Origin of the sequence: Pseudomonas putida W15Oct28 (assembly GCF_000708715.2) — a bacterium.
Classification (GTDB): Bacteria; Pseudomonadota; Gammaproteobacteria; order Pseudomonadales; family Pseudomonadaceae; genus Aquipseudomonas; species Aquipseudomonas putida_R.
Genome location: NZ_JENB01000031.1, coordinates 41,295 through 65,946, shown reverse-complemented (window position 1 = coordinate 65,946; position 24,652 = coordinate 41,295). Strand labels below are relative to the sequence as shown.

Here is a 24,652-nt window from a genome sequence, read left to right as displayed (position 1 = left end):
CCGGCCTCTTCGCGGCGGTTCGACGCCTCGATGAACCCGCTCCCACAGGGTCACCACAGGCCCTGAAGACTGTGCAGTACTTGTGGGAGCGGGTTCATCGAGGCGTCGAACCGCCGCGAAGAGGCCGGCACATCCATACAAGGCAGGCAGGCCACCCACATGCTTCAATACACCGCCAAGCCCTCTATTCCCGGAACCTGAGCCCAATGAACCGCAACGACCTGCGCCGCGTCGACATGAACCTGCTGGTGCTGTTCGAAGCCCTGATGATCGAACGCAACCTGACCCGGGTCGGTGAAAAGCTGTTCATCACCCAGTCCACCGTCAGCGCCGCCCTCGCCCGCTTGCGCGAGCTGTTCGACGACCCGCTGCTGATCCGCAGCGGCCGGGCCATGGAGCCCACGCCAAGGGCCATGCAGATTTTCGCCGAACTGGCGCCCGCGATGGACGTGATTTCCGCCGCCATCAGCCGCGCCCGCGAATTCGACCCGGCCAGCAGCTGCAATGTGTTCCGCCTGGGGCTGTCGGACGATGCCGAGTTCGGCCTGTTCCCGGCCTTGCTGCAAGCCCTGCGCGAAGAGGCCCCGGATATCAGCGTGGTGGTGCGGCGGGCCAACTTCCTGCTGATGCCTGGCCTGCTGGCCAGCGGCGAAATCTCGGTCGGTGTGAGCTACACCACCGACCTGCCGGCCACGGCCAAACGCCGCAAGCTGCGCGACATCGGCGTGCGCGTGCTGCGCGCCGACGACCGCCCCGGCCCGCTGACCCTCGACGAATACTGCGCGCGCCCACATGTGATGGTGTCTTTCTCTGGTGACATGAGCGGCAACATCGACCTGGACCTGGCGCGCATCGGCCGTTGCCGCAAGGTAGTGCTGGCGGTGCCGCAGTTCGGCAGCCTGCGCGCCCTGCTGCGCAACACCGAGCTGATTGCCACCGTGCCGGACTACGCCGCCTGCGCCCTGGCCGACGACGGTAGCCTGCGCGCCGACCCGGCGCCGTTCGACATCACCGAGGCCGAGCTGTCGATGGTCTGGAGCGGCGCCCAGGACAACGACCCGGCCGAGCGCTGGCTACGCGAACGCATCCTGCAGTTCATGGCCCGGTAGGTAATCACTCACTTCTTGCGCTGCATCCACGCAGCGCCCAGCCCACTGAGGCAGATCACCGAAATACCCACCAGGCTCAGGGTATCCGGCACCTGCCGGTAGATGATCACCCCCAGCAACCCGGCAAACACGATCTGGCAATAGCTGAACGGCGCCAGCAACGCCGGGGCTGCATGGCGGAAGGCCTGGGTCAGCAGCAGGTGTGCCGTCATGCCAAAGCCGCCCAGTGCCAGCATCAGCAGCGCATGGTCCCAACGCGGCGTCTCCCAGAAGAACGGCACCAGCGCACTCATCGCCAAGGTGTTGCACAGCCCTGCATAGAAGTTGCTGGTGGTCGGGCTGTCATGGGCTGCGAGAATGCGCGTCAGCAACTGATAAAAGCAGAAGCCCAGCGCCGAGCCGAATGGGTAGAGGATTGCCGGGGTAAACATAGCGCCACCCGGGTGCACCACCACCAGCACGCCGATAAAGCCCAGTACTACCGCCACCCACTGCCCCACCGTCACCCGCTCTTTCAACAGGGGTGCCGACAACGCGGTGACCAGCACCGGGGCAAGAAAGTTGACCGCAGTGGCCTCGGCCAACGGCAAGTACTGCAGGCCGGTGGTAAACAGCAGGCTGGTGCTCAGCAGGCTCAAGGCCCGCAGCGTCTGCAACACCGGGCGGCGCGTGCGCAGCACGTTGAGGCCTGACTTGGGCAGGAAGATGCCGGCCATCAGTAGCGTATGCACCACATACCGTGCCCACACCACCATGACGATCGGGTACAGGCCGCCGAGGAATTTGGACAAGGCATCGTGGCTGGCAAACAGCAACGTCGCCCCCACCACCAAGGCGATGCCGCGCAGGGGTTGGTTGACGCCGGACAGCGGTGTACTGGAACTCATGGCTCTCTCGATGACGGCGCGCCAGCAGGCAGCGCCCAGGGAAGGCCGCGCAGGCATGGCCTGGCGGGTGCAACAGCTCGAATTCTAGAAGAGATGCCGCAGCATAAGGAAGTTCATTTGCCGCTTGTCCACGCCGGCTGCAATTACTGTTCGCTGATCGACCACTTTGTGCCTTGTACGCATGGCCCGGGCCTCGCTGATCACCGACCATCGAGTGCGAACCCTGCACACCCTACAAGGAATTTACATGCAAAGGCTCACCACCCGTACCGGTCTGGACCTGCCAGCAATCGGCCTGGGCACCTGGCCGATGACCGGCACCGAATGCACCCAGGCCGTGCATCAGGCGCTGGACGTGGGTTACCGGCACATCGACACTGCCACCGCCTACGAGAACGAAGCGGCCGTTGGCCAGGCCCTGCGCGACAGCGACGTGCCGCGCGAGCAGATCCACCTCACCACCAAGGTGTGGTGGGACCGCCTGGAGCCCAAGGCCATGCGCCAGTCGCTGGAAGACAGCCTGCGCGCCTTGGGCACCGAGCAGGTCGACCTGTTCCACATTCACTGGCCCGGCAAGGATTGGGACCTGGCACGCAGCATCGACACCCTGGTAGCACTGCGCGACGAGGGCAAGACGCGCCACATCGGCGTGGCCAACTTCCCGCTGGGGCTGCTGCGCCAGGTGGTGGAAACCCTGGGCGCGCCGTTGTCGGCGATTCAGGTGGAATACCACGTGCTGCTCGGCCAGCAACCGCTGCTCGACTACGCCCGCAAGCATGACCTGTTGCTCACTGCCTATACCCCGCTGGCCCGCGGCCAGGCGGCGGCGCAGCCGGTGATCCAGGCGATTGCCCGCAAGCATGGCGTGCTGCCTAGCCAGGTGGCGCTGAAGTGGTTGCTGGACCAGGACGGTGTGGCGGCGATCCCCAAGGCCAGTAGCCGCGAGAACCAGCTGGCCAACCTGGCAGCGTTGAACGTGCAGCTGGACGACGAAGACCGCGCGGCGATTGCCGGGCTGCCGAAAGACCAGCGCGTAGTGAGCCCGGCGTTTGCGCCAGACTGGAATAGCTGAAATTCATCAGGGCGACACGGACCTTGTGGGAGCGGGCGTGCCCGCGAAGAAATCAACGCGGTGGCTGGCACCGGCTGCGCCGGTGTTCGCGGCGGTTCGACGCCTCGACATGCCCGCTCCCACAAGGATTGCACAAGCCTTTAGATTTTGAGTAAGGCCGCGTAAGCCGTCAGGCCGGTGTTATCACCTGTTTCAACCGCTCGCTCGCCGGTGCCGGCCGCCCGTACAGGTAGCCCTGGAAATGCGAGCACCCTTCCGCCGCCAGCCGGCGCATCTGCTCTTCCGACTCCACCCCCTCGGCCGTGGTCTTGATCATCAGGCTGTTGGACAGGTCGGTAATGGCGCGGATGATCGACATTGCCTCGCGGCTGTCGCACATGTCATGCACGAACGACTTGTCGATCTTGATCCGGTCGAACGGGAACGAGCGCAGGTAGCCGAGCGATGAATACCCGGTGCCGAAATCGTCCAGCGAAATGGACACGCCCAGGTCTTTCAGCGCGCGCAAGGTGCGCACGTTCTCCTCGCTGTTGCCCAGCAGCACCGACTCGGTGATTTCCAGCTCCAGGCGCTGCGCCGGCAGGCCCGAGTCGGCCAGGGCCAAGGCCACAACCTGCACCAGGTTGGCATTCTTGAACTGCACCGGCGACAGGTTGACCGACACCGTCTGCTCGCTGTCCCAGCTGGCCGCTTCCTGACAGGCCAGGTTCAAGGCCCGAATGCCCAGTTCATGAATCAACCCGGTTTCCTCGGCGATAGGGATGAAGTCCATGGGCATGACCATGCCGCGGCTCGGATGCTCCCAGCGCAACAACGCCTCGTAGCCGGTGATGTCATGGGTCTGCTGGTCGACCACTGGTTGGTAGTGCAGTTGCAACTGCCCCAGGTGCAGCGCGGTGCGCAGGTCGGTTTCCACCAGGCGGCGCTGGCGGGCTGCAACGTCCAGTTCCACCTCGAAGCACTCGTAGCGGTTGCGCCCGTTGCGCTTGGCCTCGTATAGCGCCATGTCTGCATAGCCGAGCAGCTGTTCGGCCTGGTCGTTGTCATCGGGGGCGATGGCAACGCCGATGCTCACTCCCACCGTGAACTGGTGGCCTTCGATCTGGAAAGGCGGGCAAATGGCATTGATCAGGCGCTGCGCGGTGTTGCACGCGGCATCGCGGCCGTCCAGCCCGGTCAGTACCACGGCAAACTCGTCGCCGCCCAGCCGGGCCAGGGTGTCGTGTTCGCGCAGCTCACGGCGCAGGCGTTTGCCCAGTTCGCGCAGCAGCTTGTCGCCGAAGGCATGGCCCAGGGAGTCGTTGATGTTCTTGAAGTTGTCCAGGTCCAGGCACAGGGCAGCGGTCAGCTTGGCGTTCTCGCTGCCACGCACCAGCGCCTGGCGCAGGCGTTCGTTGAACAGCGTGCGGTTGGGCAGCCCGGTGAGCGCGTCATGGTGCGCCATGTGGTGAATCTGCGCGTGGGCGGCCAGTTCCTCGGTGGCATCCTCGGCAACAAACAGCACGTAATCAGCCTGGCCCTCGCGGTTCTGGCTGAGCAAGCTGCGGCTGCGCAGGGTACGCGGGCCACGAGCGGTGTCGACCCGGGTCTCGGCAGTATGGCCCTTGGTGCTGCGGGCACCACGGGCCAGTTGCTGCTCAAGGTAGTCGGCAGCCGCCGGGCTCAGGCACTGGCCAGGCAGTTGGCCGATCATGCTGCGCTCTGGCCCGCCGAACAGGCGCTCGGCCTGCTGGTTGGCCAGCAGAATGCGCTGGCTTTCAAGGTCTTGGACGATGACGCTGGCAGGGATGTTGGCAATGACCGAATCCAGGAACTGCGACAGCTTGGCCATTTCCTGGCTGTACTGCTCGGCCAGTTCCTTGGCCTGCAGCAGCTCCAGCTCCTGGCGGCGGCGTTCGGAAATGTCGCGGGTAACCTTGGCGAAACCCACCAGCTGCCCGGCATCGTCGTACACCGCATCGATCACCACATGGGCGTGGAAGGCCGAGCCATCCTTGCGCAGGCGTGAACCGATCTCTTCAAAGCGCCCGGTGCTGCGCGCCTGCTCCAGGTTGTGCGCGGGCAACCCGGCGGCGCGCTCGGCATCGGTGTAGAACAACGAGTAATGCTGGCCGACGATTTCCTCGGCGTGGTAACCCTTGGCACGCTGGGCGCCGGGGTTCCAGTTGGCGACGACACCTTCGGGGGTGAGCATGTAGATGGCATAGTCCACCACACTCTGAATCAACAGCCGGTACATGATGTCGGGGCTTGCGACTAACGACATGAACTTTACCTGAACCTTCGAAGCGCATGAAAAGGGACCACGGCATGCACTGGCCGGGTCTTGGAAAGCGTTGATGGCATTATGCCGCTCATGACGATTTTGTGAAGTGGCTCACAAAAAAGTCGCTATCCCTCTTCAAGGACGAACGAAGGCTGGCAACCCCTCAATGGCGGGCGCCGCTCACCAGGAAACTGAGCAGGTCCGGTTCATCCGACAGGGCAATGGCCTGCGCCGGGCGCGACAGGTTCGCCAGTACGGCGTTGCAGAACGCCACGGCGGGCGGGTCTTGTGCGTAGCAACGCAGCAACCAGTCGCCCTCGCCGCCCAGCAGCTGCAACGCCACCGCCTGGCCGATGCCCTGGCGGCGGTACTTTTTCAGGATGAACAGGTCCGCCAGTTCCAGCGCGTCGATGCCCGGCAGTTCGCTGCGTTCCACCAGCACGAAACCGGCGATGAAGCCGTCCGCCAGCACCAGGTAGGCGCCCCAGCCGTCGTCCTGCCAGTAGCGTTGCAGGTGCTCGTCGTGGATATAGAAGCGGCCGTCCACTTCGACGTCCTCCTGCTCCCAGTCCGAGGACTCGTAGGAATAGAACTGGTAGAGGTTGCGGATCAGCGGGGCCTGGTCAGCGGTGGTTGGCAGCAGCGCGATGGGCAGCATGATGGGGCGGGACTCGGCTAAAACCTGAATTCTATGCGATGGCGGTGCCACTGGCTTGCTCAAAACCTGAACACTGGCGCGGCTTCTGTAGGAGCGGCCTTGTGTCGCGATGGGCCGCAAAGCGGCCCCGGATTTCAGCACCCACTGGAGATCGCCGGGGCTGCTTTGCAGCCCATCGCGACACAAGGCCGCTCCTACACGGGCACTGGCAAGCTATTCAGTACCTGATCATCACCGACTTCAGCTCGGTGTAATCCTCGATGAACGCACTGCCGAACTCGCGCCCCACCCCCGATGCCTTGGTCCCGCCAAACGGCACCGCCGGGTCGAGGAAGGTGTGCATGTTGACCCACACCGTGCCCGCCTCGATCTGCGGGATCAGGCGCAGGGCCTTGGACAGGTCGTTGGTCCACAGGCTGGCGGTCAGGCCATAGGGGCTGTCGTTGATCATTTCCAGCAGTTGCGCTTCGTCATCGAAGGGCAGCACGCAGACGATGGGGCCGAAGGTTTCCTCGTGCAGCAGCGGGTCGCTGGCGTCATTAGCCAATACCACCGTGGGTTCGACGAAGTAACCCGGCCGTTCGACGGCCCTGGCCCCACACACTACGGTGTTGCTGGCCCGGGCGCGGTCGAAGAAGCCGAGAATCTTCTGCAGGTGCGTCGCATTGGCCAAGGGCCCGAACTGGGCGTCCGGGTCCAGCGCCGAGCCAATCTTCAATTGCCCCAGCGCGGCCGCCAGTTTACCGGTGAACTCGTCCACCCGGCTGCGGTGCACATACAGGCGCTCCGGCGAGGCGCACACCTGCCCCTGGTGGACAAAGGCGGTTTGCACGATGCCGGCCACTGCACCGTCGACATCCACGTCGGCCAGTAGCGCCGCCGCGTTCTTGCCACCCAGCTCCAGCGTGGCGCGGGTCAGGTTGGCGGCCATGGCGGCCTTGCCCACGGCGATACCCGTCGGCACCGAGCCGGTGAACGCCACCTTGGCCACCTCGGGGTGCTCGATCAGCAGTTGCCCCGCCTGGCCGCGCCCGTTGACCACGTTGAACGCGCCGGCCGGCACCCCGGCCTCTACCGCCAGCTCGGCGATACGCAGCAAGGTCAAGGGCGTGAACTCGCTGGGCTTGACCACGATGGTGCAGCCGGTGACCAGCGCCGAAGCGATCTTCCAGATACCGATCATCACCGAGAAGTTCCACGGCACGATCCCGGCCACCACCCCCACCGGCTCGCGCAGGGTGAAGGCGGTGTAGCGTTCACCGCCAAACGAGGGCAGCGACGGGGTCATGGTCTGGCCGGTGATCTTGCTCGCCCAGCCGGCAAAGTAGCGCAGGAACACCACGCTCTGGGCAATCTCCAGCCCGCGCGACAGGTTGATCGACTTGCCCGAGCACAGCGTTTCCAGCTGGGCCAGCTCTTCGGCGTTGGCCTCGATCAGGTCGGCCAGGCGGTTCAGCACCACACCTTTCTGGTACGGCGACACTTCGGCCCAGCTGCCCTTGAAGGCTTGCCGGGCACTGCGCACGGCTTGCGCCACCTCGGCTGCCGTCGCCTCGGCGACCCGGCTGATGACCGCGCCGCTGGACGGGTCGCGAATGTCCACCGAAGGCCCGGCCTCGCCCGCCTGGTAGCGGCCCTCGATGAAATGGCCATGGGGCCTGGCGAGGAACTCGACCACGGCGGGTAACAGCGGGATATCGCTCATGACATGCACTCCTGGATGGCGGCGCCAACGTGGCGACGGGCCGATCTTCAAGCGCATGCCTGGCCGCCTGCCAGCCCTGTGCAGCGTTTTGTCAGGCAGCCTCAAGAGAATGTCACGCAGGCCAAATCAGCACTGCGGGCCACGCGGCACACTGCGATGACTGGGATTTCTGCACAAACCATAACAACATCGGAGATAGCCAATGCGTCGCGTCGACAGGCTCAGCATCTCGGCAGCCCTGGCCTTGGCCGTGGCGGCAGGCAGCAGCGCGGTGCGGGCCGACCTGCCCGCCGAAGAGATCGGCCACAACACCTTGCCGTTCCCGCCGGACCCTCACCGCGTCTACATCCTTGATGTGGACTTCAAGAACCCCATCGCCGGCAAGGTGGTGGTGGTCGACCCCAAGGCCAGGCGCATGCTCGGCATGACCACCAACGCCTTTGTCGCCCCCACCGCGCTGAGCCCGGACAACCACACGCTGTATTCGGCCAACCTGTTCTATTCGCGCGGCACCTACGGCGAACGCACCGACGTGCTGGTGGCCTGGGACACCCAGACCCTGCAACCCACCTGGGAGGTGGTGCTGCCAGCCAAGCGCGCGTCGACGCTGACCGAAAAGTACGCCATGGGCGTCAGCGCCGACAACAAGCTGGCCTACGTCTTCAACCTTACGCCATCGACTTCGGTCACCGTGGTCGACACCCAGGCGCGCAAGGTCGCCAGCGAAGTGGCCATCAGTGGCTGCGTGCTCAACTACCCGGTGGGCAAGCGCAGCTTCGCCTCGCTGTGCGGCGACGGCCAGTTGCTGCTGGTGACCCTGGATGACGCCGGCAAGGAAGTGTCGCGCACGCAGACGCCGTTCTTCGACCCGAACAAGGTGCGCCTCAACGAACGCGCCATCGCCAACGGCGACACCTACTACTTCACCACCACCCAGGGCGAGGTGTACCCGGTGGCCTTCGAGGGCGGCAAGGCCAAGCCGTTGCCAACCTGGTCGCTGGTCAGCGACGAAGAGCGCAAGCAAGGCTGGGCACCGGGCGGCTGGCAGGCACTGGCCCTGGCACCGGGCCTGAACCGCCTGTATGCGCTGATGCACGACCAGCACACCGACGGCAAATGGGAAGACCCGAGCACCACCATCTGGGCCTTCGACCTCAAGACCGGCAAGAAGCTCGGCACTCTGGACTCGCCGAAACCGGTGTGGAGCCTGCAGGCCAGCCACGACAAGGCACCGATCCTGGTGGCCACCGACCTGGAAGGCGGTGTGCAGTTCTTCGACCTCACCAGCGGCAAGCACAGCGGCGCCATGGACCAGATCGCCGACACCCCCGTGCTCACCCTGGCCCCTTGGTAAGCAGGAGACCGGAACATGCTCGACCCTGTTCTCGTGATTGCCAGCAGCACGGCACTGGCCGCCCTGCTGGCCAGCGCCGCCAGCCACAAGCTGCGTGACCGGCGCGCCTTCAACGGCATCGTGCGCGCCTATCAGGTGCTGCCGGCCACCCTGGCGCCTGTCGCCACCGCCAGCCTGGCCCTGGCCGAACTGGCCCTGGCGCTGGCCCTGCTGCTACCCGCCTGGCGTGCCAGTGCAGCACTGGGGGTAGCGCTGTTGATGGTGCTGTACGCCAGCGCCATCGGCCTGAACCTGTGGCGCGGCCGGCGCGACATCGACTGTGGTTGCTCCGGCCCCGGTGCCGCCCAGCCGCTGCGCCCGGTGTTGCTGCTGCGCAACCTGGTGATCGCCCTGCTTGCCGGCCTTGCGGCGTTGCCCATGGCCGAACGCGCCCTTGGCGTGCTGGACATCTTCGTGGTGATCGCGGCTGCGGCCGTGGCCCTGCTGCTTCATGTGACGGTGGATGGCCTGCTGGCCAACCAGCCGCGCCTTGCCAAATTGACCGGGAGATAACCCCATGCAACTGCTTATCGCATCGAACATCCTGCTCTGGCTGCTGCTGGTAGCGGTGGCCTTCACCGTCATGGCCCTGGTGCGCCAGATTGGCGTACTGCACGGCCGCATCGCCCCGGCCGGCGCGCTGATGGTGGACAAAGGCGTGACCGTCAACGACCCCGCACCGCAAGTGACTGCAGCCGACCGCCATGGCCGCCCGGTCAACATCGGCTACCGCGGCGAGCGTTCGCAGCTGCTGTTCTTCCTCGCCCCGGGCTGCCCGGTGTGCAAGTCGCTCCTGCCGGCGGTGAAATCCATCGCCAAGGACAACAGCGGTTCGCTGGACGTGATCTATGTCAGCGATGGCGACTTCGCCGAGCAACAGGCGCTGATCGAGGCCAACGGCCTGCAGCAGGCCAGCTACGTGGTCGGCCCGGAAGTCGGCATGACCTATCAGATCGGCAAACTGCCCTATGCCGTGCTGATCGACGCGGCTGGCACCCTGCGCGCCAAAGGCCTGGTCAACTCACGCGAGCACCTGGACAGCCTGTTCGAAACCTTGCACCTGGGCAGCGCCAGCCTGCAGCATTACCTGCACGGCGACCAGCCGCACAGCCATGACCATGACCACCCTCACGCCCACCCCCATCAGCACAGCGCGCAGCACTGACCGCGGAGCCGACCATGAGTTTTCTCGACAAACTGTTTGAACGCTCCAGCCGCCATGTCGCCGACACCACCTCGCGGCGCAAGGTGCTGGCACGCCTGGGGTCGCTGATCGTCGCCGGCGCCGCCCTGCCGGTGCTGCTGCCCATCGACCGTACCGCCAAGGCCCTGGCCGCCGAACAACCGAAGATGGGTGACCCGGGTGACCCGACCAGCTGCGACTACTGGCGCAACTGCTCGATCGACGGCTTCCTGTGCTCGTGCTGCGGTGGGTCGATCACCTCCTGCCCGCCCGGCACCGAAGCCTCGCTGGTGACCTGGATCGGCACCTGCCGAAACCCGGCCGATGGCAAGAACTACATCATTTCGTACAACGACTGCTGCGGTAAGCACGCCTGCGGCCAGTGCGCCTGCTCACGCAATGACGATGAACAGCCGCTGTACCGGCCGTTCAACAACAACGACATCAACTGGTGCCTGGGTGCGGCGTCGAAGATCTACAACTGCACCGTCACCATCATCCGTGGCGTGGCGGTGTAGCGCCATGCGCGGCATGACGTTACTGCTGCTTCTGTGCCTGCTGGCCCCCGTGGCCCAGGCCAGAACCCTGCCCAACCCCAACCAGCGGCCCGCCCCCGGCAACGAAGTAGCGCCGGTGCCGATTGCCCAGGCGGGCTACTCGGTACCGGTGAACTACCAGCTGCAGTGTGCCGGCTGCCACCGTGACCATGGTGAAGGCTCGGCGGCCAACGACACACCGCGCATGCAGGGTTTTGTCGGTAATTTCCTGCGGGTGCCAGGTGGCCGTGAGTTCCTGGTACGGGTGCCGGGCATTTCGCAGTCCGCACTGAATGACCAGCAGATCGCCGACCTGCTCAACTGGTTGCTGACGCGCGATGGCATGGCCGGTAACAGCTCGCCAGAGCAGTGGCCGGCCTATACCGGCGCGGAAGTGCACCGGGTACGCCAGCAGAGCATGCTGAACCTGCCCAATGTGCGCGCAGGCTTGATTGAAGATATGCGGGCCAGGGGCATTGCCATCGGCGACGGCCTCGGCCATTGATGAAACACGCAAGCGTTGTGCCTTCAGCCCGCCCGCTCAGCGGGCTTTTTTTCGCCCGTAAACTGCGCACGCCCACGAAACACCCGATGGGTAGTATCTGCACATTTTTGCGCCACCTGAGCGCACAAAAACCTCACAGCCTTCCTCGTAAATTGAAGGAAAATAAAATTAAACACATACATATCATCAGCTTAGGATGTGTCTGTATGTTTCAAACAATCCACAGGGCCCGCTTTTTGCTTGAATATTCAAGTGAATTTTAAACTTTAAACAACACGCCAAGAGTCGCCCAAGCGACCCGTTTCAGCGTTACCCGTGCGAGGCCCCCAATGATCCCTGCAACCCGCGTTCACGACGACCGTTTCCAGGCCTGGCTCAGCCAGGTCAATGAAGCCTGTGGCCACTTCAACGGCCGCAAGCTCGACCCGGGGTTCGTCGGCCAGCTCGAAAAGTGCCAGGCAGGCCAGATCTCCATGAGCATCGTCGACATGACCCAGGTGAACCTGTTCCGCGGCCCCCGGGAAATCCGTGCCAGTGGCGCCGACAACTACTATGCCGTGCTGCAACTGGCCGGCACCTCGCACATCGAGCATCAGGGGGCGCGCATCGAACTGCAGGCCGGCGACCTGACCCTGATCGACGCCAGCAGCCCGCTGGACATGCACTTTCACCAACGCTCTCGGCAACTGTCGCTGATCCTGCCGCGCGCCCAGGTGGAAAGCGGCACACGCGGCACCGTCGTGGCCTGCGCAAAACGTATCGAGGCGCAAACGCCGCTGGCCAGCATGGCGCGGCTGATGATGCTGGAGACGGGGCGTACCCGGCACATGACCGACCACGAAAGCCAGGCCGTACTTGATGCGCTGATCGCCTTGCTGCGCCCGGCCATCAGCCACGACACGGTGCCCGGCAGCCACGAGCGCATGTTCCGCAAGGCGCTGGCGCTGATCGACCAGCGCATCACCTGCGAACAGCTCACGCCCGAAGTGATTGCCCGTGAAGTGGGGATTTCGATGCGTAGCCTGTACCGCATTTTTGCCAAGCATGGTTTGGTGATCGCCCAGTACATCCGCAACCGCCGCCTCGACTTCTGCGCCGAGCACCTGCGCAACCCGGCGATGGACCAGAAAGTGTCGTCGCTGGGGTATGCCTGGGGGTTCTCGGACTCGAGCTATTTCAGTACTGCGTTCAAGGCGCGGTTTGGGGTGACGCCTGGGGAGTATCGGCGCCAGCATGCCAACTGATCGTTTGCCTGTACCGGCCCTTTCGCGGGCACGCCCGCTCCCACAGGTATTGCACTGGACTTGAGCAATGTGATCTCCCTGTGGGAGCGGGTTTACCCGCGAAGAGGCCGGTACAGACAACCCATTTGGCAAGCCCAACAAACAGCCTGGCAGCCAGAGCAAAACTTGCAGTAAGGCCCTGGCGCACAATCCAGCCAAATACCAACAAGAACCCACCCAGGATCCGTGCGTGATGCCCACCCTCGCCCCCCGCAAATTCGCAATCCCGTTTCTGCTCGCCACTCTGGCCAGCCCCCTCGCCCTGGCCGAAGACTGCGCCGTCCCCCAGCGCCAGCACGGCGAACAGGTATTCGCCCGTGACTGCGCAGCCTGCCATTCGGCACAAAAGGACGGCCCGACAATGATGGGCCCCAACCTGCACGACGTGGTCGGCCGTGCCCCCGGCAGCGTGCCGGGCGCCAACTACTCGCAGGCCATGAAAAGCCGCCAGGCCAGCTGGACGGCGCAAGCCATCGGTGCCTTCATCGAACAACCGCAAGCTGCGGTCCCCGGCACCTACATGCCTTACGCCGGGCTGCCAGACGCCGGCGAACGCCATGCGGTAACCTGCTTCCTCGCCGGTCTCAAATAACGCATTCCACCAACGCCCTTCCACCAAGGCCCCGTCACGGGGCTTTGTGCTTTTCATCGCCCTGGCACAACGCCAAAGGCAACTGGCAGCCAGGGCAAAAGCCTGCGCCGGGGCTTCCTGCATGATCGATGGCATGTCTTCAGGACTTCTGCCAACGCCATAACAAAGGAAGCCAGACCATGCACCACCGCCCATTCCGCCTCACCTTGGCCGCGCTGTTGGCCGGGGCTTCGCTGGGTACCTGCGCGCAGGAACTGTACAGCGATGCCGAGCGCCACCTTAACGCCAACGTGGAAGCCGTGTTCGGTGTATTCCACAGCGAAGAGCGCTATGCCATCGCCCGCGACCAACCCGGCGCCACCTCATGGCGTGAGGGCTACATCAAATACGGGCTGAGTGGCGACCAACGCCTGGGCAGTGCCGGTTCGCTGTACGGGGCCTTCGCCCTGCTCAGCTCGGGCACCTGGGGCGACGGTGACGCCGCCGGCTTCAGCGATGGCAGCGAGCGCACCACCAAGATCGAGGACGCCTACCTGGGCTGGAAATCCGGCAACCTGGTGCCGATGCTTGGCGAGGACGGCATCGACCTGTCGTTTGGCAAACAGATGATTGCAGTGGGCGATGGCTTCCTGATCCAGGGCGATTCATTGAACGTTGGCCATGGTCTGGCCGATGGCGAGTTCAACCGTGGCGGCGCCTACTACCTGGCCGCGCGCAAAAGCTTCGACAAGACCGCCGTGCTGCGCCTGGGCGGCAGCAAAGGCTGGCGTGGCGACCTGATGTGGCTGCAATCGGACAACCGCGCGCAGGCCAACACCGAAATGCACGTGGCTACGCTGGAGCATGTGGCGGACGCAGGCACGGTCGGGCTGACCTACATCGGCACTACCCATGTCGACGCGCAGTACGCCTCGCCGCTGCAGCAGGAGCGCGACGGCATGAAGACCTACAGCATTCGTGGCCAAGGCAACGCCGGGGTGGAGAACCTGTTCCTGTCCGGCGAATACGCCAAGCAGGACAAGCCGCACACGGCCACTGAAGACGCCTGGTACCTGGAAGCGGGCTGGACCTTCGCCGACCTGCCCTGGGCACCAAACGTCAGCTACCGCTACAGCCGGTTCTCAGAGCACTACGACACATTGTTCTATGGCCTGGGCCGTGGGTTGGGTACCTGGTTCCAGGGCGAAGTGGCGGGCAACTATGCCGGGCCGTTCAACAGCAATGCGCGGATCCAGAAGGTGGGGCTGACGGTAAGCCCGACTTCGTCGCTGAACGTGGGGCTGATGGGTTTCAAGTTCGACACCCTCGATCGCAGCCTTGGCAATGTAGATGGCCACGAGGTGGACCTGTATGCAGAATGGACCTTCAACGAACACCTGATGGTTGTGCCGCTGGTGGGGCTGTACAGGCCTGAGCGCAGTGCCGGGCAAGGCGGTACACAGTTGGGCAATGACAACAACAACCTGTATAGCCAGATTGTGTTTGTCAGTACCTTCTGAACAACTGGCGCCGCTCCTACAGGGACCGCGTCAAGGCTTAATGGGTGGGTACCGGTAAAGGCGCCTCTGTGTTCCAGGCAGTAACCGGTCGGCTGAACTGGTTCTCGGTCTGGAAATGCGCCATGCGCCACTGCCCTTCTTCCAGCACAAAGCGCACCGTGAGCCGCGCTGCATTCAGGTGCGATGCACCGTCGGCAAAGGTGCTGGTCTGCAGCATCACCCAGCGCCCCACCCCTTGCCCGTCGTCCATTTCGATCACCTCACTGGTCAGGAAGTGCACGTTCAAGGCAAAGTGCGGCGGGGTTTTCATGTAGGTGGCAAACATCGCCCGGATCGCCTCGCGGCCACGGTACCCACCGAAGCTTGCGGCATACCTGGCGCCCTTGCCTTCCCACACGGCATCACGGGTGAACAAGCCGGCCAGCTCATCCAGCGGCGTGTCGGCATCCAGCCGGTCACACAGTTCCATGTAGCGATTGATGCACACGCGAATGGCCTGCTGGCGCTCGAACACCTGCAGGCGGGCTTGCAACTCAAGCATGTCGGCCATCGCTGCCCCCATTGCCGCCATACAGGTTGATCAGCAAGCGTTCGGCCACTGCCAGCAGCTTCTCGTCCGCACCTTTGGCCGCCACCAGTTGCAGGCCCACCGGCAGGCCGGCCTCGCTGCCCAGTGGAATGCTCAATGCCGGGTGCCCGGACAGGTTGAACGGCCGCACCAGCGAGGTCATGCCCAATACTGCGCGGGTGTCGGCGGCCTCTTCCAGGCGCAGCGGAAAGTCCGGCATGGTCGGCAGCGCCAGCACGTCGTAGCGCGCCAAGGCCTGGTCGACCTCCTCGGTAAAGCCCAGGCGTACCGCCTCGGCCTCGGCCAATGCCGCATCCCGGGTCTGCCCCGCCGCCGCCAGGCGCCCGGCGATGTCGCTGCCCACCTTGCCCGTTTCCAGCAAGTGGCCACAGGCCTGGAACGTTTCGCGGTTGATCACCACCATGCCGGCCTCATAGGCCGCGCCAAAGTACTTGAGCTCGACATTGCCCAACGGCAAGCCGCTGGCGCTGAGTGCACCCTGCACCACCTTGTGGATGCCCGCCTCGGCGGTTACCCGCAGTACGCCGATACGCGCCTGGGCGGGCACCTGGGCAGGCACAAAGGTGGGGTCGATCATGCCCATGGCGCGCACCAGCATCGGCAGGCTCGCGGCGAACGGGCCGACGCAGTCAAGGCTGCTGTAGACCGGCATCACGCCCCGGCGGCTGACCCGGCCAAACGTGGGCTTGAGGCCGAACACCCCGCAGCAACAGGCCGGCACGCGCACCGAGCCACCGGTGTCGGTGCCCAGGCTGAAGTCGACCAGGCCAGCGGCCACTGCAGCCGCCGAACCGCTGGACGAGCCACCGGGAATACGCCCTGGGAAACGCGGGTTGGCCGCCGTGCCGGTATGGCGGTTGATGCCGGTGGTGCCAAAGGCCAGCTCGTGCAGGCTGACCTTGGCCGTCAGGCGCGCACCGGCCGCCAGCAGGTGGCTGACCACCTCGGCATGCCGCTCAGCCAACGGCGCATCCTCCAGCGCCTGGCTGGAGGCGCGGGTCGCGGTACCGGCGACATCGATGGTGTCCTTGATCGCGACCCGTGGGCCGCTGCCGCCCAGGTCGAGGGTTTCTACGATTATTGTCATTGTCATGCCACCCTTTGGAAAATGGATGCGTGGCAAATACATGAAATGTCAACTGAACATTCCAGTATTCAGACGCACCTTGGTAATAGCCAAACACGCGGAAACGTCTATGATGTCGCGACTATTTCCGCACAAGTAGTGAAGCGATGAGCACCTCGAAGAACAAAGGCCACAGCCATCACGACCCGGCCAGCGATGAGTTTCGCAAGGAAGACTTCCCCTTCTACTGGCTGGCCCGTGTGCATGGCCGCTACACCCAGAACATGGAACGGCTGCTGAAGAAGATCGACCTCGACGTGCCGCGCTGGCGCGTGTTGTGGATCCTCAACGAGAACGGTGAATCGAGCATTTCCGAAATCTCCACCCATGCCATTGCCAAGCTGTCGACCATCACCAAGATCGTCTACCGCATGAAGGACGACGGCCTGGTCGACACCGCGCCCAGCCCCGAAGACGGCCGTGTGACCCAGGTGCGCATCACCGAAGCCGGCCTGCAGAACATCGCGCGTATGCAGGACGTGACCCGGGACCTGTTCCAGCGCAGCTTCAAAGGGCTGACCGAGGCGCAGGTGCAGCGGTTGAACAAGATGCTCGAGGTGGTTTTCCATAACCTGGATACCTTCTAGCCAGCCATTACCAGGTAACCTGCTCTGGCCTCATCGCCGGCAAGCCAGCTCCCACAGGTATTGCACATGACCTGAGGCCGATGCGGTCGATGTGGGAGCTGGCTTGCCGGCGATTGGGCTGCGCAGCAGCCCACTGCCTCAACACGCCTTGGAGGTTTCGCACACCCGGTGATAAGCGCGGTTGAAATACACCAGCCCATCATCGGCACCGCCCTGGCGGATATCCTGGATCTCGCAGTAGAAAATGCTGTGCGAGCCCACTTCGTGCACCTGGGCAATGCGGCAGTCGAAGTTCACCAGCGCCTCCTGCATCACCGGCGCCCCGCTCTCCAGCACCGTCCACACGGTCGAGGCAAAGCGCTCCTCCATGCTCAGGTGGCGGTTGGCAAACACCCCGGATAATTCCTGATGAGTGCCGGCCAACACGTTCACGCACAACGCGCCGTTGGCCTTGAACTGCTCGTTGGAATACGAAGAACGGTTCATGCACACCAGCAAGGTGGGCGGTGAGTCGGTCACGCTGCACACCGCCGAAGCCGTGAAGCCGAAGCGCCCGGCGGGGCCGTCGGTGGTGATGACCGAGACGGCGCCACCGAGCATGGCCATCGCGTTGCGAAAACGGGTTATCTCTACCATGGTCATGCTCCTCAGATATCCAGCACCAGCTTGTTCGACCTGGCCCGCGAACAGCACACCAGAATCTGGTCGTTCGCGGCCTTCTCTTCATCGGTCAAGTACACATCGCGGTGGTCGGGCTCGCCTTCGAGCACCTCGCACATGCAGGTGCCGCACACACCCTGCTCGCAGGAAATGTCGATGCGGATGCCCACCTGCGCCAAGGCATCGAGGATGGTCTGGCCCTCGGCCACCTGCACGGTCTTGTTGCTGCGCGCGGCGACCACTTCGAAACCCTGGCCCGTGGCGTCAACCTCGACCTGGAAGTACTCCTTGTGGATGTATTCTTCTGCATAGCCCTGCTGCCGTGCGCCTGCTATCACCCAGTCCATGAAGCCCGACGGGCCGCAGGTGTACAGATGCGTGCCGGGTAGGCCAGCACCGAGCACATCCGCCAGGTTCAGGCGCTGGGCTGGGGCTTCATCGTCGAAATGGGTAAACACCTGTGCCGCGAACGGCGCGGTGGCCAGCACTTCGAGAAAGGCACTGCGGCTGCGCGAACGCCCGCAATAGTGCAGCTCGAAATCGGCGCCCTGCTGGTGCAAGGCGTGGGCCATGGCGATCATCGGCGTGATGCCGATGCCGCCGCCCAGCAGGATCGAGCGGGTAGCCCCGGCCGCCAGCGGGAACAGGTTGCGCGGCGCGCTGATCTGCACCTCGCGCCCTTCCACCAGGGCCTCATGCACACCTGCCGAACCACCGCGGGAAGCCGGGTCTTTCAACACGCCCAGGCGATACACCGAGGCATCCGCCGGGTCGCTGCACAGCGAGTACTGGCGCACCAGGCCGGGTGCCACGTGGATATCCACGTGCGCGCCGGCCTCGAACGCCGGCAAGGCAGCGCCGTCGGCTCGCCCAAGGTCGAGCACGACCACGTCGGCCCCTTGAATCTCGCGCTTGCGCACAACTACGTTCAACAGTTCTTCATTCATGCTCGGTGTCCTGTAATAGCCAGGGGCGCGCGGGCGCCCCGTCAATGTCAACGCATGAACAGGCCGCCGTTCACATCCCAGGTCGCCCCGGTGGTGAAATACGCCTCGGGCCGCGCCAGCTGCACGATCAGGTCGCCCAGAAAGTCGGCATCCCCCAGGCGCTGTACCGGAATGTTGGCCAGCAGGCCCGGCAGCCGTTCGGCCGGCACCGCGGCATGCACCGCCGGCGAGTCGATGGGGCCGGGGGCGATGGCATTGACGGTGACACCCCGGGCAGCGAACTCCTTGGCAAAGACTTTGGTCAGGGTGACGATTGCGCCCTTGCTCGCCGCGTAGTGCGCGCCAGTGGCGGTGCCGCCGTTCTGCCCGGCCAGCGAGGCCATGTTGATGATCCGCCCGTAACCGGCCTCGGCCAGGTACGCGCCGAACACCTGGCAGCCAAGAAACACGCTGCGCAGGTTCAGGCCGACCACGGCGTCAAACTCTTCCGGGCTGATCTGCATCAGGGGTGTGGTCTTGGTCACGGCGGCGTTGTTCACCACCACGTGCAAGCCACCGAACTGTTCCAGCACCTGGGCCAGGGCCTGCTCGAAATCCGCCTTGCTGGCGACATCCAGCTTCACCGCCAAGGTGCGCCCACCCAGTGCTTGCAACTGTTCGGCAGCGGCCTGGGCCCGACCCAGGTCACGGTCCGACACCACCACATCAAAGCCTGCAGCAAGCAGCCGGGCGCAGAAACGCTGGCCCAGCCCTTGGCCGGCACCGGTGACCAATGCGACTTGGTTCATGGCCGTCTCCTCAGAGGATGTAGCCGATACCGGCGAGGGTATCGTCACTGTTGATCAGGCTGATCACCTTGCGGTGGATCCTGAACCCGCCCTCGGCACGCACCAGCGTGTAGGTGAGGTCGGCGCTGTAGTGCTTGAGGCTTTCCTTGCGGAACTCGCGCACGTTCTGCGCAGCGCGCACGGTGACGTTTACACCGTCGTCGCCCAGCACACGGATACGCGAGAGGGTGCGCACGGTACGCGGCTGCGGGCTGGTCGAGATCGACTCGCCACCGACCAGCCGCTGCACACGCAGGGCACGCATGTGGTGGTCGTCATAGGCGTAGTTCAGGGTGTTCTCGTAGTCGGTTTCCCGGGGGTCGATCGGGATGATGTAGGTGCCTTTTTCGGTCCACAGGTCAAGCCAGCCGCCGTACTCGCCATGGTCGAGCATGTCGCCTTCCTGCCAGATGAACGCGGTCACTTCATTGAACAGGTTCAGGTTCATCATTTGGCCTCCGCAGTCATCATCTTCTTCCACTGCTGGTACGCCGCGCGCATGCCGGTCTCGGCGCTGACGTCAGAAATCAGGCCATCGGCGCTGGGTTTTTCACCCGGCAGGCCACGGTTGAGCATGATCCACAGGTCTTCACCGGCGCGGGCGCCCTTCTGCACCCGCTCCCACGCCTCGGAGTCGTCTGGCGTGCCGAAGCCCATCGGCCCCTGGAAGTGCTCGTGCAGGCGCAGGCGGTAGCGGTTGGCCGCCGCCGGGCCGCCGTCCATGGTGATCACCGCGTGGTGGATTTCGGTTTCGTTCACCGAAACCGGCTGCAGCACACGGAAGAACGCCATCGAGCAGGCCACGTTGGGGAACAGGTTGAGGTTGAAGCCCGAGCCACCGACCGCGCGGACAATGCGCCGCACCTGCAACTCGTCGATGCCTTCGTCGCGCAGCTCGGCGGCCAGGCTTTCGAAACGTTCCGGGATGGGTTTGTCGAGGTCGGCCTCAAGGTCGACCAGGTCAGGGATCATCACCATCACGCTGTGGCCATTGCCCAGGTCCTCGACATAGCCGGGGCCTTTGACGAAGTCGAACAGCGCCAGGGTCTGCTCATCGACCGAGGACAGGAAGCTTTTGTGCACCAGCGGGAAGTGGTAGGCGTCGGTGGTGTTTTCCAGCTGGATCTTCCAGTTGCCGGGGAAGCGGAAGCGGTGTTCGCCCGGCACCTTGATGCCGTAGCCGGCACCCTGCTTCATGAACAGGTCCATCCACTTCTTCGCCGCACCGAGGAAGTCCTCCAGCGGCTCGATATCGTCCTTGAAGGTGGCGAAGACCATGCCGGCGTAGCTTTCGGTGCGCAGGCTGACCAAGGGCAGCTCGGCCTTGTCCAGGCAGTCGCCGTAGCTTTCCGGGTGCGGGATGCCGCGCAGCGAACCGTCCAGGGCATAGCCCCAGCCGTGGTACGGGCAGACGAAGCTGTTGGTCTTGCCCTTCTTGTGCTCACACACGGTGGCGCCACGGTGCCGGCAGCGGTTGAGCAGCACGTTGATGGCCTTCTTGCGGTCGCGTACCACAATCACCGGCTGCTTGCCGATGTAGGTGGTCTTGTAGCTGCCGGCCTCGGGGATTTCGCTTTCATGGGCGACCCAGATCCAGGTGCTGTGAAAGATCTTTTCCAGCTCGGCATCGAACAGCGCCGGGTCGGTGTACAGCGAGGTGTGGACGCGGTCGGGCTGCACCAGTTCGGCCGGGTCGATTGCCAGGTTGATGGCGGGTATCAGGTTGCTCACGGGATTAGTCCTCTTCTCAGGCGCGCTGGATGATCAGTTCACGGCCGACACGGGCTTCGACCTTGGCATAGCGCCACAGCTTGTAAGGCCCCTCGCCCACCGCCGTGGTGCGGAACAGGTTGCAGGCGGCGTGCACGGTCTCGATGTCGGGCACATCGGCCAGCAGGTAGGTGGTCCAGGGGAAGCCGTCGGACGGGCCGACCATGCCTTGGTCGTCGTCCATGTTGCCCAGCACGCGCACCGCGGGCAGGTCGTGGATGCCATTCCACATGGCGCTGAAGGCGGCCCACACCTGCAGCTGCTCTTCGCGTGGGGCATCGAAGAAGTTCTGGTTGATGCCCATGCAGAACAGCACGCGCAAGGCTTTGGTGTCGCTCATGACAAATCTCCCGAGGGTTACAGGTAGCCCGGCAGGGGCTGTTTACCGAAGAACATGGCTCCGGCGTTCTGGTAGGTGACATCGCCCATGAAGGCGTGCTGGGTGACCACTTGCGCATCGTTGACACAGCGCGCCAGCGGGCTTTCGTTGTAGATACCGGTCATGCCCGACAGCAGTTGCGCGCTGCGCGCCACTTCGGCGGCGACGCGCGCGGCGTGGGTCGAGGACAGGCGCAGCAGGTTGGTCACCCCGACCGGCACCGGGTCACCGGCCAGCACGTGGCCCCAGGCCTGCTCGATGGCTTCGTAGAAGAACGCCCGCGCCGAACGCAGGGCGGCCTCGGCCTTGGCCACGTCGACCTGGGCCAGTGGCCGGTCGGCCAAGGCCGGAGCACCGGTGACCGAAATGCGCCCGCTGGCCATCCCCGACAGCTCGTCCAGTGCGGCGCGGGCAATCCCCAGGCCGACCACCGAAAGCACCTGGGTGGCGAACGACAACGACGGGTAGCGGAAGAACGGCTCGTCCAGGTTTGGCTTGCCGCCGCGCACGAAGGTCCACTGCTCGCCCACCTGCACATCCTCGACCACCAGGTCGTGGCTACCGGTGCCGAGCAGGCCGACGGTGTCCCAGGTTTCTTCGATGCGCGCCTGGCTGCGCGGCAGCACCGCCAGGCGTGGCAGGTCGAGCTTGTCGCCGTTGCGCGGGGTGATGCCGACACCGACGATGTCGGCGCCCATCGAGCCGCTGGAGTACTTCCAGCGGCCATTTACCTTGAAGCCGCCGGGCACGGTTTCGGCCGGCTGTGGCGGGAAGATGCCACCGGCGAACACGGTGTCGGGGCTGTTGCCGTAGATCTCGGCAATGGTCTCCAGCGGCAGCGCCGCCAGGTACACCGGGCTCATGCCGAAGCTGGCCACCCAGCCGGCGGAGCCGTCGGCGTGGGCGATGCGTTCGATCATTTCGCAGAAGGCCGCTGGCGAGCATTCCAGCCCACCAAAGCGCTTGGGCACCAGGGCGCGGTACACGCCATGGGCCTTGAACGCATCGATCACATCGCGGGAAATGTGGCGCTGGCGATCAAACTCACCGAGGCGGGCACGATCACGAACGCCATCAAGCAAGGCCTCGAAAGCAGGCCCGGAAGCAAGCGCCGACACGGGCGCGTCACGCAGGCAAAGCGAATCCATGGACTATCTCCGTCTCAGGCGCGGTTCGGGTGTTGAGGCTGGGAATGGCGGGCGGCGCTGGCCACTGGCAAGCACCGGCCACGCGGGGAAGCGAAGGCAGGTTGGGGCGGCATGATCTGTCTCTCTTGTTTTGGGTGCCGGTGACAGATATTTGCGATTATTTACGTGAATTGTCAATTGAATTTTCACGCTAAAAACAGAGAAAAATACCTCGTTTATTTGCGTTTTAAGACAGCCAAAACCACGCTAAATATTGATTTATATAGATTTTTTACAAAAAACGGATAGACCTGCACTTAAGCGAAAGCGCAAAAATATTTAGACCACTTTTCACGTAATTCAGCGAGGGATATTTCGAAAGGACCAGAAGGGGAAGCAGGAGGGAAATGCAGATGGATTTTCAGCAGAGAGCAAAAAGCCCAGGCCCTCCCCGCACGGAAAGGCCCAGGCAAAAATGAACAGGGCTACGCAACGCTCAAACTTTACCGGCCCCTGTGGGAGCGGGCGTGCCCGCGAATCAGGCGACGCGGTGAATGGCACCGGCTTTGCCGGTGTTCGCGGGCACGCCCGCTCCCACAGAGTTTGCGCAAGCTTTCAAATTTTGAGCAATACAATTGCTTCCACAGTGGCAGCCAGGCCGGTTTAGCCTTCCTGCAACGCACGCGGCCGGTGGCTGCGTGCCTCGGCCTCCGGCGCCTTGGTCCCCTGCAGGTGGAAGTCGAACGCAAGTTCGGCAAAACGCTCGCCTTGCACGCCGCGATCACGCGCCGCCGCAGCATCCTCGACAAAGCGCAGCTCGCCGATCAGCCCGTCACGGGTGGCGTAGGCAAAGTCGTCCCACAGGTACTTGTCACCTTCGAAGTTGATTTGCGTGGTCAGGTGGCGGTGCCCGGGTGCCGAGATGAAGAAGTGCACGTGCGCCGGGCGCTGGCCATGACGGCCGAGCAGGTCCAGGCATTCCTGGGTCGGGCCCTGCGGGTCGCAGCCATACCCCGATGGCACGATGGACCGCGCACGGTAGCGGCCCTCGGCATCGGTGATGATGCGGCGGCGCAGGTTGTACTCGGACTGGGTCGAGTCGAAGTACGAATAGGTACCTTGAGTGTTGGCGTGCCACAGGTCGACGGTGGCGCCGGCCAGCGGCTTGCCGTCGGCGTCGAACACCTGGCCTTTCAGGAACATCACCACGCCCGGGTCAGTGCCGTCGTCCATGCGCGCTTCGCCCTGCGCCAGCGGTGCCCCGGCTACATACAACGGGCCTTCGATGGTACGCGGGGTGCCGCCACCCAGGCCGGCTTCGGTGTCCTTGGCGTCCTGCAGCAGGTCGAGGAAGTGCTCGATGCCCAGGCCTGCGGCCAGCAGGCCAGCTTCGTTACGGCCACCCAGGCGGTTGAGGTAATCAACGGCGTGCCAGAACTCGTCTTCGGTGATTTCCAGGTCTTCGACCAGGCGTGCGGTGTCTTGCAGCACACGCAGGATGATCTGCTTGAAACGCGGATTGCCTTCGGCGTGGTCCAGGCCAGCCACTTTGTTGAAGAAGGCTTGAATGTCGGCAGTGTGGGAAATTTTCACGGTCATCGTGCGTACCTCATATTGTTCTTGTCAGGTAGACAGGTGCGTATCAGCGGTCGTCGCTGTGAATCGACGAGGGATGCCGGCACAGGCCGTCGACCTCGATGTCCATGTACGGGAACAACGGCAGTTGCATCAGGGTGTCGTGCAACGCCTCGACGCTGGGCACATCGAACACGCTGTAGTTGGCGTAATGCCCGGCAATGCGCCACAGGTGGCGCCAGGTCCCTTCACGTTGCAGGCGCTGGGCCAGTTCCTTTTCATCGGCCTTGAGCTGGGTGGCCTTGGCCGGGTCCATGTCGACCGGCAGTTTCACGGTCATCTTCACGTGGAACAGCATGATTATCTCCTTGTTTGCT

The 24,652-nt window shown here is 64.2% G+C and carries 26 protein-coding genes; 11 read left to right on the top strand and 15 right to left on the bottom strand.

The features are described from left to right. The first annotated feature begins 206 nt into the window (after positions 1 to 206). The gene (locus AK81_RS20210) at positions 207 to 1,109 is read left to right on the top strand and encodes a LysR family transcriptional regulator (RefSeq protein ID WP_043201807.1); all 903 of its coding nucleotides are present in this window, start codon (positions 207 to 209) and stop codon (positions 1,107 to 1,109) included. A gap of 8 nt (positions 1,110 to 1,117) precedes the next feature. Here AK81_RS20210 and AK81_RS20205 read toward each other — a convergent pair whose 3' ends face one another. Then, positions 1,118 to 1,996, bottom strand: coding sequence for a DMT family transporter (locus AK81_RS20205; RefSeq protein WP_043201805.1), 879 nt, complete (start codon positions 1,994 to 1,996; stop codon positions 1,118 to 1,120). Positions 1,997 to 2,243: 247 nt separating this feature from the next. On the opposite strand from AK81_RS20205, the gene AK81_RS20200 reads away from it, so the two are divergent. Next, complete coding sequence (locus AK81_RS20200) at positions 2,244 to 3,068, top strand: aldo/keto reductase (protein WP_043201803.1); 825 nt, start codon at positions 2,244 to 2,246, stop codon at positions 3,066 to 3,068. A 169-nt stretch (positions 3,069 to 3,237) separates the two neighbouring features. Here the strand turns inward: AK81_RS20200 and AK81_RS20195 are convergent, their stop codons facing one another. The 3 genes from AK81_RS20195 to AK81_RS20185 form a co-directional block, all read right to left on the bottom strand. Next, positions 3,238 to 5,334 (bottom strand): putative bifunctional diguanylate cyclase/phosphodiesterase, encoded by a 2,097-nt coding sequence (locus AK81_RS20195; RefSeq protein ID WP_043201799.1) that lies wholly within the window; start codon positions 5,332 to 5,334, stop codon positions 3,238 to 3,240. Between the two features lie 163 nt (positions 5,335 to 5,497). Next, the gene (locus tag AK81_RS20190; RefSeq protein WP_043201797.1) at positions 5,498 to 5,992 is read right to left on the bottom strand and encodes a GNAT family N-acetyltransferase; all 495 of its coding nucleotides are present in this window, start codon (positions 5,990 to 5,992) and stop codon (positions 5,498 to 5,500) included. A 217-nt stretch (positions 5,993 to 6,209) separates the two neighbouring features. Further along, on the bottom strand, positions 6,210 to 7,697 hold the full coding sequence (locus AK81_RS20185; protein ID WP_043201794.1) for an aldehyde dehydrogenase family protein: 1,488 nt from the start codon (positions 7,695 to 7,697) through the stop codon (positions 6,210 to 6,212). A 202-nt stretch (positions 7,698 to 7,899) separates the two neighbouring features. Here AK81_RS20185 and AK81_RS20180 point away from each other — a divergent pair, with 202 nt between their 5' ends. From AK81_RS20180 to AK81_RS20145, 8 genes are all read left to right on the top strand, one after another. After that, on the top strand, positions 7,900 to 9,051 hold the full coding sequence (locus AK81_RS20180; RefSeq protein WP_043201792.1) for an amine dehydrogenase large subunit: 1,152 nt from the start codon (positions 7,900 to 7,902) through the stop codon (positions 9,049 to 9,051). Between the two features lie 15 nt (positions 9,052 to 9,066). Beyond that, entirely contained in the window at positions 9,067 to 9,603 is a 537-nt protein-coding gene (locus tag AK81_RS20175) for a MauE/DoxX family redox-associated membrane protein (RefSeq protein WP_043201790.1), read from the top strand. Between the two features lie 4 nt (positions 9,604 to 9,607). Beyond that, positions 9,608 to 10,255 (top strand): methylamine dehydrogenase accessory protein MauD, encoded by a 648-nt coding sequence (gene mauD, locus AK81_RS20170; protein ID WP_043201789.1) that lies wholly within the window; start codon positions 9,608 to 9,610, stop codon positions 10,253 to 10,255. A gap of 14 nt (positions 10,256 to 10,269) precedes the next feature. Then, positions 10,270 to 10,791 carry a methylamine dehydrogenase light chain gene (locus AK81_RS20165; protein WP_012271870.1) on the top strand — a complete coding sequence of 174 codons (522 nt, stop codon included), beginning with the start codon at positions 10,270 to 10,272 and terminating at the stop codon, positions 10,789 to 10,791. Positions 10,792 to 10,795: 4 nt separating this feature from the next. After that, complete coding sequence (locus AK81_RS20160) at positions 10,796 to 11,314, top strand: cytochrome c (protein ID WP_043201785.1); 519 nt, start codon at positions 10,796 to 10,798, stop codon at positions 11,312 to 11,314. A gap of 329 nt (positions 11,315 to 11,643) precedes the next feature. Then, positions 11,644 to 12,558, top strand: coding sequence for a transcriptional regulator FeaR (gene feaR, locus AK81_RS20155; protein ID WP_043201783.1), 915 nt, complete (start codon positions 11,644 to 11,646; stop codon positions 12,556 to 12,558). Positions 12,559 to 12,790: 232 nt separating this feature from the next. Then, positions 12,791 to 13,189, top strand: a complete 399-nt coding sequence (locus tag AK81_RS20150) for a c-type cytochrome (RefSeq protein WP_050491924.1) — start codon at positions 12,791 to 12,793, stop codon at positions 13,187 to 13,189. Between the two features lie 179 nt (positions 13,190 to 13,368). Further along, positions 13,369 to 14,688: a hypothetical protein gene (locus AK81_RS20145; RefSeq protein ID WP_043201782.1), complete on the top strand. Its 1,320-nt coding sequence runs from the start codon at positions 13,369 to 13,371 to the stop codon at positions 14,686 to 14,688. A 37-nt stretch (positions 14,689 to 14,725) separates the two neighbouring features. Here the strand turns inward: AK81_RS20145 and AK81_RS20140 are convergent, their stop codons facing one another. Next, positions 14,726 to 15,238 carry a nuclear transport factor 2 family protein gene (locus AK81_RS20140; protein WP_043201780.1) on the bottom strand — a complete coding sequence of 171 codons (513 nt, stop codon included), beginning with the start codon at positions 15,236 to 15,238 and terminating at the stop codon, positions 14,726 to 14,728. Beyond that, a complete protein-coding gene (locus AK81_RS20135) occupies positions 15,222 to 16,364 on the bottom strand; it encodes an amidase (RefSeq protein WP_043201778.1) in 1,143 nt (380 codons plus the stop codon). The genes AK81_RS20140 and AK81_RS20135 overlap by 17 nt, the downstream gene beginning before the upstream one ends. Positions 16,365 to 16,510: 146 nt before the next feature. Between AK81_RS20135 and AK81_RS20130 the strand changes: the two genes are divergently transcribed. Next, a complete protein-coding gene (locus AK81_RS20130; RefSeq protein ID WP_043201776.1) occupies positions 16,511 to 16,990 on the top strand; it encodes a MarR family winged helix-turn-helix transcriptional regulator in 480 nt (159 codons plus the stop codon). Positions 16,991 to 17,128: 138 nt separating this feature from the next. Here the strand turns inward: AK81_RS20130 and AK81_RS20125 are convergent, their stop codons facing one another. From AK81_RS20125 to catC, 9 genes are all read right to left on the bottom strand, one after another. Then, positions 17,129 to 17,626, bottom strand: a complete 498-nt coding sequence (locus AK81_RS20125) for a flavin reductase (protein ID WP_043201774.1) — start codon at positions 17,624 to 17,626, stop codon at positions 17,129 to 17,131. A gap of 11 nt (positions 17,627 to 17,637) precedes the next feature. Beyond that, on the bottom strand, positions 17,638 to 18,597 hold the full coding sequence (locus AK81_RS20120; RefSeq protein WP_043201771.1) for a PDR/VanB family oxidoreductase: 960 nt from the start codon (positions 18,595 to 18,597) through the stop codon (positions 17,638 to 17,640). A 47-nt stretch (positions 18,598 to 18,644) separates the two neighbouring features. After that, entirely contained in the window at positions 18,645 to 19,385 is a 741-nt protein-coding gene (locus tag AK81_RS20115) for an SDR family NAD(P)-dependent oxidoreductase (RefSeq protein ID WP_043201768.1), read from the bottom strand. A gap of 10 nt (positions 19,386 to 19,395) precedes the next feature. Further along, positions 19,396 to 19,872: an aromatic-ring-hydroxylating dioxygenase subunit beta gene (locus AK81_RS20110; RefSeq protein ID WP_043201765.1), complete on the bottom strand. Its 477-nt coding sequence runs from the start codon at positions 19,870 to 19,872 to the stop codon at positions 19,396 to 19,398. Beyond that, on the bottom strand, positions 19,872 to 21,155 hold the full coding sequence (locus AK81_RS20105) for an aromatic ring-hydroxylating oxygenase subunit alpha (RefSeq protein WP_043201762.1): 1,284 nt from the start codon (positions 21,153 to 21,155) through the stop codon (positions 19,872 to 19,874). Before AK81_RS20105 ends, AK81_RS20110 begins: the two co-directional genes overlap by 1 nt. A 16-nt stretch (positions 21,156 to 21,171) precedes the next feature. Continuing rightward, positions 21,172 to 21,534, bottom strand: a complete 363-nt coding sequence (locus AK81_RS20100) for a hypothetical protein (protein WP_043201759.1) — start codon at positions 21,532 to 21,534, stop codon at positions 21,172 to 21,174. Between the two features lie 17 nt (positions 21,535 to 21,551). Further along, a complete protein-coding gene (gene iacA / locus AK81_RS20095; RefSeq protein WP_043201756.1) occupies positions 21,552 to 22,721 on the bottom strand; it encodes an indole-3-acetate monooxygenase in 1,170 nt (389 codons plus the stop codon). 642 nt (positions 22,722 to 23,363) lie between these two features. Next, positions 23,364 to 24,299, bottom strand: a complete 936-nt coding sequence (gene catA / locus AK81_RS20090) for a catechol 1,2-dioxygenase (protein ID WP_043201753.1) — start codon at positions 24,297 to 24,299, stop codon at positions 23,364 to 23,366. A gap of 43 nt (positions 24,300 to 24,342) precedes the next feature. After that, positions 24,343 to 24,633, bottom strand: a complete 291-nt coding sequence (gene catC / locus AK81_RS20085; protein ID WP_016487549.1) for a muconolactone Delta-isomerase — start codon at positions 24,631 to 24,633, stop codon at positions 24,343 to 24,345. Between the last annotated feature and the right edge of the window lie 19 nt (positions 24,634 to 24,652).

Excerpts from the sequence above, each read along its gene's own strand:
- AK81_RS20210 (WP_043201807.1), top strand. The coding sequence starts at position 207 with ATGAACCGCAACGACCTGCGCCGCGTCGACATGAACCTGCTGGTGCTG.
- AK81_RS20205 (WP_043201805.1), bottom strand. The coding sequence starts at position 1,996 with ATGAGTTCCAGTACACCGCTGTCCGGCGTCAACCAACCCCTGCGCGGC.
- AK81_RS20200 (WP_043201803.1), top strand. The coding sequence starts at position 2,244 with ATGCAAAGGCTCACCACCCGTACCGGTCTGGACCTGCCAGCAATCGGC.
- AK81_RS20195 (WP_043201799.1), bottom strand. The coding sequence starts at position 5,334 with ATGTCGTTAGTCGCAAGCCCCGACATCATGTACCGGCTGTTGATTCAG.
- AK81_RS20190 (WP_043201797.1), bottom strand. The coding sequence starts at position 5,992 with ATGCTGCCCATCGCGCTGCTGCCAACCACCGCTGACCAGGCCCCGCTG.
- AK81_RS20185 (WP_043201794.1), bottom strand. The coding sequence starts at position 7,697 with ATGAGCGATATCCCGCTGTTACCCGCCGTGGTCGAGTTCCTCGCCAGG.
- AK81_RS20180 (WP_043201792.1), top strand. The coding sequence starts at position 7,900 with ATGCGTCGCGTCGACAGGCTCAGCATCTCGGCAGCCCTGGCCTTGGCC.
- AK81_RS20175 (WP_043201790.1), top strand. The coding sequence starts at position 9,067 with ATGCTCGACCCTGTTCTCGTGATTGCCAGCAGCACGGCACTGGCCGCC.
- mauD (WP_043201789.1), top strand. The coding sequence starts at position 9,608 with ATGCAACTGCTTATCGCATCGAACATCCTGCTCTGGCTGCTGCTGGTA.
- AK81_RS20165 (WP_012271870.1), top strand. The coding sequence starts at position 10,270 with ATGAGTTTTCTCGACAAACTGTTTGAACGCTCCAGCCGCCATGTCGCC.
- AK81_RS20160 (WP_043201785.1), top strand. The coding sequence starts at position 10,796 with ATGCGCGGCATGACGTTACTGCTGCTTCTGTGCCTGCTGGCCCCCGTG.
- feaR (WP_043201783.1), top strand. The coding sequence starts at position 11,644 with ATGATCCCTGCAACCCGCGTTCACGACGACCGTTTCCAGGCCTGGCTC.
- AK81_RS20150 (WP_050491924.1), top strand. The coding sequence starts at position 12,791 with ATGCCCACCCTCGCCCCCCGCAAATTCGCAATCCCGTTTCTGCTCGCC.
- AK81_RS20145 (WP_043201782.1), top strand. The coding sequence starts at position 13,369 with ATGCACCACCGCCCATTCCGCCTCACCTTGGCCGCGCTGTTGGCCGGG.
- AK81_RS20140 (WP_043201780.1), bottom strand. The coding sequence starts at position 15,238 with ATGGCCGACATGCTTGAGTTGCAAGCCCGCCTGCAGGTGTTCGAGCGC.
- AK81_RS20135 (WP_043201778.1), bottom strand. The coding sequence starts at position 16,364 with ATGACAATAATCGTAGAAACCCTCGACCTGGGCGGCAGCGGCCCACGG.
- AK81_RS20130 (WP_043201776.1), top strand. The coding sequence starts at position 16,511 with ATGAGCACCTCGAAGAACAAAGGCCACAGCCATCACGACCCGGCCAGC.
- AK81_RS20125 (WP_043201774.1), bottom strand. The coding sequence starts at position 17,626 with ATGGTAGAGATAACCCGTTTTCGCAACGCGATGGCCATGCTCGGTGGC.
- AK81_RS20120 (WP_043201771.1), bottom strand. The coding sequence starts at position 18,597 with ATGAATGAAGAACTGTTGAACGTAGTTGTGCGCAAGCGCGAGATTCAA.
- AK81_RS20115 (WP_043201768.1), bottom strand. The coding sequence starts at position 19,385 with ATGAACCAAGTCGCATTGGTCACCGGTGCCGGCCAAGGGCTGGGCCAG.
- AK81_RS20110 (WP_043201765.1), bottom strand. The coding sequence starts at position 19,872 with ATGAACCTGAACCTGTTCAATGAAGTGACCGCGTTCATCTGGCAGGAA.
- AK81_RS20100 (WP_043201759.1), bottom strand. The coding sequence starts at position 21,534 with ATGAGCGACACCAAAGCCTTGCGCGTGCTGTTCTGCATGGGCATCAAC.
- iacA (WP_043201756.1), bottom strand. The coding sequence starts at position 22,721 with ATGGATTCGCTTTGCCTGCGTGACGCGCCCGTGTCGGCGCTTGCTTCC.
- catA (WP_043201753.1), bottom strand. The coding sequence starts at position 24,299 with ATGACCGTGAAAATTTCCCACACTGCCGACATTCAAGCCTTCTTCAAC.
- catC (WP_016487549.1), bottom strand. The coding sequence starts at position 24,633 with ATGCTGTTCCACGTGAAGATGACCGTGAAACTGCCGGTCGACATGGAC.